Below are 11,920 nucleotides of genomic sequence, written 5' to 3'. Positions count from 1 at the left end.
CAACAAAACAAAACAAAACAACCACACACAAGCAAACCTGAATAAGATCTTACAAAACAAAGTCTACCAACAAAGGGGTCAGTAGCAATTTTAAAAGCTAGTGCAGCGAATGGCTCGTCTGTATCAGGCTTTCTTGTTATTTTTTCTTCAGTGTCTGGATTAGTACCAACAATGTTATCCCTATCTAAAGGAGATGGCAGTAATTCCATCACATAGTTAAGCATTGTCTGAACACCTTTATTCTTAAATGCAGAACCACATAACATAGGCACAAATGCCAAGTCAATAGTAGCGGCTCTTAATGCAGCAACAATTTCATCTCTGGTTATAGAATCTGGATCGTCAAAAAACTTCTCCATCAAGTGCTCATCGTACTCAGCAACCGCCTCTACCAAATACTCTCTGTACTCCTGTACCTCGTCCAACATATCCGCAGGAATTTCTACTTCGTCAAAAGTCATTCCCATATCATCCTCATTCCAAACCATGGCCTTGTTTTCAACCAAGTCTACCACTCCTTTGAAATTATCTTCCGCACCGATAGGTAATTGTAGAGGTACTGCTTTAGTACCTAACATTTCTTTTACTTGCTTACATACGTTTAAGAAGTCAGCGCCAGATCTGTCCATTTTATTAACAAATCCGATTCGAGCTACTTTGTAATTATCAGCGAGTCTCCAGTTAGTTTCAGATTGAGGCTCAACACCATCAACAGCTGAAAATAAGAAAACCAGGCCATCCAATACACGTAATGATCTGTTTACCTCAACTGTAAAATCAACGTGTCCTGGAGTATCTATAATGTTAATATGATATTGATCACCTTTATATGGCCAGAATACTGTTGTAGCAGCTGAAGTAATAGTAATACCTCTTTCCTGCTCTTGTTCCATCCAGTCCATGGTAGCAGCGCCATCATGAACTTCACCAATCTTATGACTAACTCCTGTATAATAAAGTATACGTTCTGTAGTCGTAGTTTTACCCGCATCAATATGCGCAGCGATACCAATGTTACGAGTAAACCTTAAATCTCTCTTTGCCATTTATCTTATATTAAAATCTAAAATGAGAAAATGCTTTGTTTGCTTCTGCCATTCTGTGCGTATCATCCTTTTTCTTGATAGCCGCACCTTCACCTTTAGAAGCTGAAATAATTTCACCTGCAAGCCTGTCAACCATTGTCTTCTCTCCTCTTAATCTTGCATATCTGATCATCCACTTAATACCTAGTGAAATCTTTCTATCTGGGCGCACTTCCATTGGTACTTGAAAAGTAGCTCCACCTACTCTTCTACTTTTCACCTCAACAGAAGGCATAATGTTGTTTAACGCTTTCTTCCAGGTTTCAAGACCATTCTCACCTGTTTTGCTTTCTACTTTTGCAACTGCATCGTAGAATATGCTGTAGGCAATACTCTTCTTCCCGTCTACCATTAGGTAGTTCACGAACTTCGTTACCAAAGTATCTCCGAACTTTGGATCAGGAAGAATATATCTCTTTTTTGGTTTAGCTTTTCTCATTCTCTATTTATGATTTATTTTTTTGGGCGTTTAGCTCCATATTTTGATCTTCTCTGCGTTCTACCATTTACACCAGCTGTGTCTAATGCACCTCTAATAATATGGTATCTCACACCGGGTAAATCTTTTACTCTACCTCCTCTTATAAGTACAATAGAGTGTTCTTGTAAATTGTGACCTTCTCCTGGAATGTAAGCGTTAACCTCTTTTCCATTTGTAAGCCTTACCCTGGCAACTTTTCTCATTGCAGAGTTAGGTTTTTTTGGTGTGGTGGTATAAACTCTGGTGCACACTCCTCTTCGCTGAGGGCAAGAGTCAAGAGCGGGTGATTTTGACTTTGACATCAATTTGGTTCTACCCTTTCTTACCAGTTGTTGAATAGTAGGCATTTATTAAATATTTTACTTTATTTTTTTTCGTTTCTAAAATTCGGACTGCAAAGGTACTAAAGCAGTGATATTTATCAAATACTTTAGCATAAATATATTTAACAAGAAAATGGTATGTGATTATTCTCCACATACCATCTCTCCAATATTTTATAGATATCTTAAGCTTCCCCTACTGTTCCCCCAAAATTGATAGGAAACTTTGGTGCCTCTTCCGTTTTCTTAATTTCGCCAAAATTATCTTCATACTTCTGTATGTTCTCCTTCAGCGCTAACATTAAACGTTTGGCATGCTCAGGCGTAACTACAATTCTTGACTTTACTTTAGCCTTAGGCACACCAGGCATAAGCCTGATGAAGTCGATAACAAACTCGCTATTTGAGTGAGCAATCATTGCCAAGTTTGCATATACACCTTCTGCAACTTCTTCAGATAATTCAATATTTATCTGATTAGGGTTTGCTTTTTTATCCTTTTCTTCCGCCATAATTACTTATCAGCTTGAAGTTCCTTTTCGCTGTTAGCTTCCTCGTTAGCCGCTACTAGGTTATCGTACTCTTCAGGTGATGTAACTAGTACATCTTTGAATTTTCGCTGACCTGTACCTGCGGGGATTAAATGTCCAACAATTACATTTTCTTTCAATCCTAGAAGACCGTCAGCTTTACCTCTAATAGCTGCTTCACTTAAAACCTTAGTAGTTTCCTGGAACGAAGCCGCAGATAAGAAACTTTCAGTTTTCAATGATGCCTGAGTAATACCTTGCAATACAGGTTTTGAAACTGCTGATAATGCATCACGCACTTCCACTAATTTCAAATCTTTTCTTTTAAGAGTAGAGTTTTCGTCTCTTAGCTCTCTTGGAGAAATGATCTGGCCTGGCTTGAAGTGTTCAGAGTCTCCAGCATCAGTTACAACTTTCTTATCTAGTACTCTATCATTCTCTTCGGCAAATACAAATTTATCTACACTCTCATTCGTTAAGAATGTTGTATCTCCCGGATCAAGGATCATTACCTTCTGCATCATTTGGCTAACAATCGCTTCAATGTGCTTATCATTGATCTTCACACCTTGCAATCTGTAAACCTCCTGAATTTCATTTACTAAGTATTCCTGAACTGCAGTTGGTCCTTTAATGGCCAAAATATCTGCTGGTGTAATGGCTCCATCTGAAAGTGGATAACCAGCTTTCACAAAGTCATTATCCTGAACAAGAATGTGTTTAGAAAGTGATACTAGGTATCTCTTCTTAATTCCATCCTTAGATTCGATAAAGATTTCTCTGTTACCTCTCTTGATACCGCCATACGTTACAACTCCATCAATCTCAGAAACTACAGCAGGATTCGAAGGGTTTCTAGCTTCGAAAAGCTCAGTTACTCTTGGAAGACCCCCTGTAATATCTCTTGATTTACCCATACTACGAGGAATCTTAGCAAGAATTTGTCCCGCTTTGATTTTATCTCCGTTATCTACTGCCAAGTGAGCTCCTACAGGAATGTTATATCCTTTAGACTCATCTTTTGCATTCACAATAACGGCAGGGTTCTTAGTCTTATCTTTAGTATCAGTGATTACTTTTTCTCTGTGACCAGTTTGTTCATCCGATTCTTCTTTGTAAGTAATACCTTCAATAATTGATTCGAACTCAATAGTTCCATCAAACTCTGAAAGAATAACTGCATTATAAGGATCCCAATAGACTAACTCCTGACCTTTTTCTACCTTATCACCATCTTTCACTTTAATGAATGCGCCATAAGGTACGTGGTTAGAAATTAGAACCGTTTTCTTCTTAGGATCAACAACTTTCACCTCGCCTGTTCTACCCATCACAACCTCAACTTTTTCACCATCTTTATTGGTAGTCTTGATTGTTCTGATTCCTTCAGTTTCAATTACACCATCAAATTTCGCTTTGATGTTTGCATCAACGGCAATGTTAGATGCTGTACCACCAACGTGGAATGTTCTAAGTGTAAGCTGAGTACCAGGTTCTCCAATTGACTGTGCCGCAATAACACCTACAGACTCACCCGCCTGAACCATTCGACCTGTAGCCAAGTTACGTCCGTAACACTTGGCGCATCCACCTTGCTTAGTTTCGCAGGTTAATACTGATCTAATTTCAACATCTTCGATGCTTGTTTCATCTATTCTATTAGTGATTTCTTCAGTAATTTCCTGACCACTCTCACAGATTAGCTCATCAGTAATAGGATCGAAAATATCATGCACAGAAACTCTACCAAGAATTCTTTCAGATAGTGGTTCAACGATATCCTCATTATCTTTTAAAGCAGAAACAGTAAGACCTCTTAACGTTCCGCAATCTTCTTCAGTGATTACTAAATCCTGAGCAACGTCTACAAGTCGTCTGGTTAAGTATCCAGCATCAGCCGTTTTAAGGGCAGTATCTGCAAGGCCTTTTCTGGCACCGTGCGTAGAGATAAAGTACTCTAATACATCTAAACCTTCTTTAAAGTTAGATAGGATAGGGTTTTCAATGATCGCACCCACAGAACCTGCAAGGTTCTTTTGTGGTTTTGCCATTAGACCTCTCATACCACCTAACTGTCTGATTTGCTCTCTTGAACCTCTGGCTCCAGAGTGCATCATCATATAAATTGAGTTGAATCCTTGGTCATCTTCTTCAAGACGAGTCATCAAGGTATTCGTCAACTGCGTATTTATTCTTGTCCAGATATCAATCACCTGGTTGTAACGTTCGTTATCAGTGATAAGACCCATCAAGTAGTTTTGCCATACAGCATCCACTTCTTGTTTAGCCTGCTCAACCAACGCCTCTTTTTCCGGTGGAATAGCCACATCGTTAAGTCCCATTGAAAGACCTCCTTTGTAAGCCATTTGGAAACCAAGTTCTTTGATATCATCCAAGAACTGAGCGGTTCTGGCCATGCCTGTAATTTTGAATACATCAGAAATAATTTTCTGAAGTTTCTTCTTAGTTAGTAACTCATCAACGAATCCTACTTCTTCTGGTACAGACTCATTGAAAAGCACTCTACCGGCTACTGTTTCAATTACTTTAGTTTCTAACTCACCGTTAGCATTTCTAACTTTAGTTCTTACTTTGATGTGAGCATGCTTAGAAAGAATTCCTTCGTTCATAGCAATTATTACTTCTTCAGAACTGTAGAATACCATACCCTCACCTTTCACTTTCTCTTCCTTCGTGCTCTTTCTACCTTTAGTTACGTAGTAAAGACCAAGAACCATATCTTGAGAAGGTACCGCAATTGGTGCTCCATTGGCAGGGTTAAGGATGTTGTGAGAAGAAAGCATTAATAATGATGCTTCAAGAATAGCTTCCTGACCTAGTGGTACGTGTACCGCCATCTGGTCACCATCGAAGTCAGCGTTAAATGCTGTACATACCAATGGGTGTAATTGGATTGCTTTACCTTCAATAAGTTTTGGTTGGAAAGCCTGGATACCCAATCTGTGAAGAGTTGGGGCACGGTTTAGAAGAACTGGATGTCCTTTCAGTACATTTTCCAATATATCCCAAACAACCGGGTCTTTTCTATCAACTATTTTCTTCGCAGACTTTACAGTCTTAACAATACCTCTTTCTATCAGTTTTCTGATAATGAATGGTTTGAAAAGTTCCGCAGCCATATCCTTAGGCAAACCACATTCGTGTAGTTTCAACTCAGGTCCTACTACAATTACAGAACGACCAGAGTAGTCAACCCTTTTACCTAATAAGTTTTGACGGAAACGACCTTGCTTACCTTTAAGCATATCACTTAAAGATTTTAAAGCTCTGTTACCATCTGATCTTACAGCATTTACTTTTCTAGAGTTATCGAACAATGAATCAACTGCTTCTTGAAGCATACGTTTCTCATTTCTAAGAATAACTTCAGGAGCTTTGATATCAATTAGTCTCTTAAGACGGTTATTTCTGATAATAACTCTTCTGTAAAGATCATTTAAGTCAGAAGTAGCAAAACGACCACCATCCAATGGTACTAATGGACGTAATTCCGGGGGAATTACAGGTACCATCTTAATAACCATCCATTCTGGTCTGTTTTCTATTCTTGTTTTAGCTTCTCTGAATGCCTCAACAACTTTTAATCTTTTTAAAGCTTCTGCTTTTCTTTGCTGTGAAGTATCAGTAGCAGCCTGATGTCTTAAATCATAAGATAATGTATCCAAATCGATACGAGCTAATAGCATTTCAAGAGACTCCGCTCCCATTTTAGCTATAAACTTGTTAGGATCATCATTATCCAACATCTGGTTTTCTCTTGGAAGCTTGTCCAGAATATCTAAATATTCGTCTTCTGTCAAGAAATCCATCATTGCCAAACCATCTTCTTCTTTAATACCTGGTTGAATAACCACATATCTTTCGTAATAGATAATTTGGTCTAGTTTCTTAGTAGGCAAACCTAATAAGTAACCTATTTTATTGGGAAGAGATTTGAAGTACCAAATGTGAGCTACAGGAACCACTAATTCGATGTGGCCCATACGCTCTCTTCTTACTTTCTTTTCAGTAACTTCTACACCACAACGGTCGCAGATGATACCTTTATATCTGATTCTCTTGTATTTTCCACAATGACATTCCCAGTCTTTCACAGGTCCGAAAATACGCTCACAAAACAATCCGCCCATTTCTGGTTTGTATGTTCTGTAGTTGATTGTTTCCGGCTGAGTAACTTCTCCATGTGAGCTTTCTAAAATAGACTCAGGAGAAGCTAAACTGATGGTAACCTTAGAAAAATCGAGGTCTAGCTTTTTATTCTTTCTGAATGACATAGTTTGTTTATTTATTTCAATAACCAAGGCACAAGGCCTTGGTTTGAATTTTAATTATTTAGTCTAAAGTAATCTCTAATGCAAGGCCACGTAATTCGTGTACTAATACATTAAATGACTCAGGGATATTAGGTTTTCTCATGTTCTCACCTTTCACAATCGCTTCATAAGCTTTTGCTCTTCCAATTACGTCATCCGACTTAATTGTAAGAATTTCCTGAAGAACGTGAGATGCACCAAATGCTTCAAGTGCCCAAACCTCCATCTCACCAAAACGCTGACCACCAAATTGTGCTTTACCACCCAATGGCTGCTGAGTAATTAATGAATATGGCCCGATAGACCTTGCGTGCATTTTATCATCTACCAAGTGACCTAGTTTAAGCATATATGCTATACCTACGGTTACTGGTTGATCGAATTTCTGACCTGTTAGACCATCGTATAAGTAAGAACGTCCATACTCTGGTAATCCTGCCTCAGCCAATTCAGCGGCAACTTCTTCCATAGAAGCTCCATCGAAAATTGGTGTCGCATATTTTCTACCGAGTTTAACTCCGGCCCAAGCTAAAACAGTTTCGTAAATCTGTCCCAAGTTCATCCTTGAAGGTACTCCAAGAGGATTTAAACAAATATCCATTGGGGTTCCATCCTCAAGGAATGGCATATCTTCTTCTCTTACGATTTTAGCAACAACACCTTTGTTACCGTGACGACCGGCCATCTTATCACCAACTTTAAGCTTACGCTTTTTAGCGATATAAACTTTAGCTAATTGAACGATACCGGCTGGTAACTCATCTCCTACTTCAAGAGTAAAACGCTCACGCTTGAAATCACCAGCTACTTCGTTTCTCTTGATGTTGTAGTTCTTAATAAGTCTGAAGACTAGCTGATTCGTTTTGTCGTCATTAGTCCAGTTATCAAGGTTTACATCAGACACCAAGTTTACTTCTTCAGGTACATTGTAAGTACTTTCGTCCTTGTAAATGTTCTTCTCAGGGAAAAGATTATTTTCTATAAGCTTACCAGTGAATTTTACACCTTTACTTACAATCTCGTCACCAAACTTGTGTTTAATTCCTTGTGAAGTTTTACCATTCAATAATGTAGTTAGCTTCTCAATTACCTTACCTCTAAGGTCTAACAATTGCTTGCTATACTTATTTTTAAGTATCTCAACTTCTTTTTTAGACTTAGCCCTTAGCTCTTTGTCTTTCTTAGGTCTCGAGAATAATTTAGTATCAATTACAACACCTCTTAATGATGGAGGCGCTTTCATTGATGCATCTTTCACGTCACCTGCTTTGTCTCCAAAGATTGCTCTAAGTAATTTTTCTTCAGGTGTCGGATCAGATTCTCCTTTAGGAGTAATCTTACCTATTAAGATGTCACCTTCTTTAACCTCAGCACCTGTTCTTATAATTCCATACTCGTCCAGATGCTTAACTGCCTCTTCACTTACATTTGGTATCTCAGAAGTTAATTCTTCTTCACCTCTTTTTGTATCTCTAACTTCTAACTCAAATTCTTCAATATGAATAGAAGTATAAACATCATTTCTAACAACTTTTTCTGAGATTACGATCGCATCCTCAAAGTTATACCCTTGCCAAGGCATGTAAGCTACCATTAAGTTTCTACCTAATGCAAGCTCACCGTTCTCAGTTGCATAGCCTTCTACTAACGGCTGACCTTTTACAATTCTTTCTCCTTTTTTAACTATCGGAGTGAGGTTAATGCACGTATCCTGGTTTGTTCTTCTGAATTTGATTAGCTCATATTCTTTACTGTCATCATCAAAGTTTACAAGCTTATCATCCTCGTTCATGTCATATTTAACAACAATTCTTGTTGCATCGACATATTCTACTTTACCATCACCTTCAGCAAGTATGAGTGAACGCGAGTCAAGCGCTACTCTGCCTTCTAAGCCAGTACCTACGATTGGCGCTTCTGGCTTTAATAAAGGCACTGCCTGACGTTGCATGTTTGATCCCATCAATGCCCTGTTCGCATCATCATGCTCCAGGAAAGGAATCATAGAAGCCGCAACAGATACGATTTGGTTAGGAGCAACATCCATGTAACGAACATCTTTAGGCTCAACTACAGGGAAATCACCTTCAAAACGTGCTTTAACTCTTTCGTTTATGAAAATACCATTATCTTTTAATGGTGCATTTGCCTGAGCGATGTTGAATGTATCTTCTTCTTCAGCAGTAAGGTATTTTACCTCACCTGTCATATCTACTTTACCTTTTTCAACTTCTCTGTATGGAGTTTCGATGAATCCCATGTTGTTCACTTTAGCGTGAACACAAAGTGAAGAAATAAGACCAATGTTTGGACCTTCAGGTGTTTCAATAGTACATAAACGACCGTAGTGAGTATAGTGAACGTCTCGCACCTCGAAACCTGCTCTTTCTCTTGAAAGACCACCTGGTCCTAATGCAGACATTCTTCTTTTGTGTGTAATCTCAGCAAGTGGATTTGTTTGATCCATAAACTGAGAAAGTTGGTTAGTACCAAAGAATGAGTTAATCACTGAAGATAAAGTTCTTGCGTTGATCAAATCAACAGGCTTGAAATCTTCATTGTCACGAACGTTCATTCTTTCTTTAATGGTTCTTGCCATTCTTGCAAGACCTACACCAAATTGAGAGTACAATTGCTCACCAACTGTTCTAACTCTTCTATTACTTAAATGGTCAATATCATCAACTACAGCTTTTGAGTTGATTAGTCCGATTAAGTATTTTACAATTAGAATAATATCCTCAGTAGTTAATACTCTTTGTTCTGAGCTAATATCTAATCCTAATTTTTTATTAATTCTATATCTACCTACTTCTCCGAGATCATATCGCTTTTCACTGAAGAACAAGCTTTGGATAATGTCTCGTGCAGTTTGCTCATCAGGAGCTTCGGTATTTCTTAGTTGACGATAGATTTGCTCAACAGCCTCTTTTTCGGAGTTTGAGTTATCTTTCGCTAGTGTGTTGAATATGATTGTAAAGTCTGTAGCACTTACATCTTCTCTATGAAGAATGATGGACTTCGCACCTGATTCAACAATAACTTCAATATCTTCAGTTGTTAAAACATGATCTCTTTCTAAAAGAACTTCGTTTCTATCAATTGATACTACTTCACCAGTATCTTCATCAACGAAATCTTCAGTCCATGTTTTTAACACTCTGGCTGCTAGTTTTCTACCTTCGGCATTCTTAAGATCCTTCTTGGTAGCTTTAATTTCTTCTGATAGTCCGAATAAGTCAAGAATATCTTTATCAGTTCCGTAACCAATAGCTCTTAAAAGAGTGGTTACAGGAAACTTCTTCTTTCTATCAATGTATGCATACATAACGCTGTTTACGTCAGTAGCAAATTCTATCCATGATCCTTTGAAAGGTATAATTCTGGCAGAATATAATTTAGTTCCATTTGTGTGCTTACTTTGTGCAAAGAAAACACCAGGAGATCTGTGTAATTGTGAAACAATCACACGCTCAGCTCCATTAATTACAAATGAACCTTTCTTGGTCATGTATGGAATATTTCCCAAGAATACTTCCTGCTCGATTGTCTCGAAATCTTCGTTATCCTCGTCATTACAAGTTAACTTCAATTTCGCTTTTAAAGGAACAGAATAAGTTAATCCTCTGTCGATGCACTCATCTACTGAGTATTTGGGAGGGTCAACAATGTAATCTATAAATTCCAGAACAAAGTTTTCTCTTGAATCTGAAATTGGGAAGTTTTCTGAAAACACTTTAAATAGTCCTTCTTGTTCCCTTTTTTCTGCGGGAGTCTCCAATTGGAAAAAATCCTGAAAAGATTTTAATTGGATATCAAGGAAATCAGGATAATCAATGACCTTCTTTATAGAAGAGAAATTGATTCTTGAGTTTTCTTTTTTATTAGCCAAAGCTTTAAAATTTTAATTACAAGATGTTGAAATGTATGAAATGTAGATTTTACGCTTCATACAATGGTGTTTGTAAAGTTGCTACAAACAGGAAAAGACCCCGATCCCGATTTAGTCGGGATGGGGCCGTTCTTATTCTTTGACGGTGTTATATGTGCCGCCCAAAGGCTTACTTCAACTCAACTTCAGCCCCAGCTTCTTCAAGCTGCTTCTTAAGGCCCTCAGCTTCGTCTTTAGCTACACCTTCTTTGATTGCTTTAGGAGCACCATCAACTAATTCTTTTGCCTCTTTAAGACCTAAGCCAGTTAATTCTTTCACTAATTTAACGATAGCAAGTTTAGCTCCACCAGCTGACTTAAGGATTACATCAAAATCAGATTTCTCCTCAGCTCCGCCACCAGCTTCGCCACCACCAGCCGGGCCAGCTACTGCTACTGCTGCTGCAGCTGCAGGCTCGATACCGTGAGTTTCTTTAAGATACTCTGCTAGTTCGTTTACTTCTTTAACTGTTAATTCTACCAGTTGATCTCCTAGTGCTTTAACGTCTGCCATTTTAATTCTTATTTAATTGTTTCGTTTGTTTCTAATAATTTAATTTTCTCTTTCAGATAAAGTCTTAATCAACCCACCCAATGTATTTTTTCCACTCTGTAGAGCAGAAACAACATTTTTAGCAGGTGATTGCAGCAATGCAACAACCTCTCCGATAAGCTCGTTCTTAGATTTAAGATCGGCTAACATTTTAAGGTTTTCTTCACCTAGATAGAAATCGCTTTCAATAAAAGCAGCCTTTAATTCAGGCTTCGATAATGCAGATTTCTTTCTAAACTCAGTTATCACTTTTGCGGGAGTATTAGCAACCTCTGATGAGAAAATAACACCTGAAAATCCTTTCAGTTTATCATCAATTGCCGAATGATCCGTATTCAGTGCGTCAAGAGCCTTTTTAATCAGAGTGTTTTTAATCACTCTGTATTCAACACCTTTATTGAAGCATAACCTTCTAAAGTTGTTAACCTGGGCTACTGACAATCCTGAAGCATCAGTGATATAGTAATGCGCATTGTTGCTAAACTTATCTTTAAGTTCTTCAATAATGTTTGCTTTTTCTTCTCTAGTCATTACTGTAGTCCTGAAATTGTACTTTTATCTATTGTAATCGAAGGGCTCATAGTAGAAGAGATATTAATACTCTTGAAATATGTACCTTTCGCGGAAGCTGGTTTCAATTTTGAAACCGTTTGTAACAGTTCTCTTACGGTATCTTTGATTTT

Annotated in this window: 8 protein-coding genes and 1 pseudogene; all 9 read right to left on the bottom strand. The window is 37.9% G+C overall.

Annotated elements, in window-relative coordinates; translation table 11 throughout:
* A partial coding sequence (locus tag RLO81_RS17360) for an elongation factor G (RefSeq protein WP_350114622.1) occupies positions 1-1,046 on the bottom strand: 1,046 nt, incomplete at its 3' end.
* A 10-nt stretch (positions 1,047-1,056) separates the two neighbouring features.
* A complete protein-coding gene (rpsG, locus tag RLO81_RS17355; protein ID WP_350114619.1) occupies positions 1,057-1,524 on the bottom strand; it encodes a 30S ribosomal protein S7 in 468 nt (155 codons plus the stop codon).
* 14 nt (positions 1,525-1,538) lie between these two features.
* Positions 1,539-1,913, bottom strand: coding sequence for a 30S ribosomal protein S12 (gene rpsL / locus RLO81_RS17350; protein ID WP_205722016.1), 375 nt, complete (start codon positions 1,911-1,913; stop codon positions 1,539-1,541).
* A 161-nt stretch (positions 1,914-2,074) separates the two neighbouring features.
* Positions 2,075-2,401, bottom strand: coding sequence for a DUF3467 domain-containing protein (locus RLO81_RS17345; RefSeq protein ID WP_205722017.1), 327 nt, complete (start codon positions 2,399-2,401; stop codon positions 2,075-2,077).
* A 2-nt stretch (positions 2,402-2,403) separates the two neighbouring features.
* On the bottom strand, positions 2,404-6,714 hold the full coding sequence (rpoC, locus tag RLO81_RS17340; protein ID WP_350114616.1) for a DNA-directed RNA polymerase subunit beta': 4,311 nt from the start codon (positions 6,712-6,714) through the stop codon (positions 2,404-2,406).
* A gap of 58 nt (positions 6,715-6,772) precedes the next feature.
* Entirely contained in the window at positions 6,773-10,645 is a 3,873-nt protein-coding gene (rpoB, locus tag RLO81_RS17335) for a DNA-directed RNA polymerase subunit beta (RefSeq protein WP_350114613.1), read from the bottom strand.
* A gap of 169 nt (positions 10,646-10,814) precedes the next feature.
* Positions 10,815-11,198 (bottom strand): 50S ribosomal protein L7/L12, encoded by a 384-nt coding sequence (gene rplL / locus RLO81_RS17330; protein ID WP_205722021.1) that lies wholly within the window; start codon positions 11,196-11,198, stop codon positions 10,815-10,817.
* Positions 11,199-11,237: 39 nt separating this feature from the next.
* Entirely contained in the window at positions 11,238-11,768 is a 531-nt protein-coding gene (gene rplJ / locus RLO81_RS17325; protein WP_350114609.1) for a 50S ribosomal protein L10, read from the bottom strand.
* Positions 11,768-11,920 (bottom strand): annotated as a pseudogene (locus RLO81_RS17320) (50S ribosomal protein L1); the annotation flags it as partial. The pseudogene RLO81_RS17320 and the gene rplJ, both read right to left, overlap by 1 nt.

Origin of the sequence: Fulvivirga sp., assembly GCF_040220315.1 — a bacterium.
Taxonomy (GTDB): domain Bacteria; phylum Bacteroidota; class Bacteroidia; order Cytophagales; family Cyclobacteriaceae; genus Fulvivirga.
The sequence above is the reverse complement of the archived record's forward strand: the minus strand, read 5'-3'. Positions and strand labels throughout refer to the sequence as shown.

What these genes read in the sequence shown, in the direction of transcription:
- rpsG (WP_350114619.1), bottom strand. Translation starts at nt 1,524, where the DNA reads ATGAGAAAAGCTAAACCAAAAAAGAGATATATTCTTCCTGATCCAAAG.
- rpoC (WP_350114616.1), bottom strand. Translation starts at nt 6,714, where the DNA reads ATGTCATTCAGAAAGAATAAAAAGCTAGACCTCGATTTTTCTAAGGTT.
- rplL (WP_205722021.1), bottom strand. Translation starts at nt 11,198, where the DNA reads ATGGCAGACGTTAAAGCACTAGGAGATCAACTGGTAGAATTAACAGTT.
- rpsL (WP_205722016.1), bottom strand. Translation starts at nt 1,913, where the DNA reads ATGCCTACTATTCAACAACTGGTAAGAAAGGGTAGAACCAAATTGATG.
- rplJ (WP_350114609.1), bottom strand. Translation starts at nt 11,768, where the DNA reads ATGACTAGAGAAGAAAAAGCAAACATTATTGAAGAACTTAAAGATAAG.
- RLO81_RS17345 (WP_205722017.1), bottom strand. Translation starts at nt 2,401, where the DNA reads ATGGCGGAAGAAAAGGATAAAAAAGCAAACCCTAATCAGATAAATATT.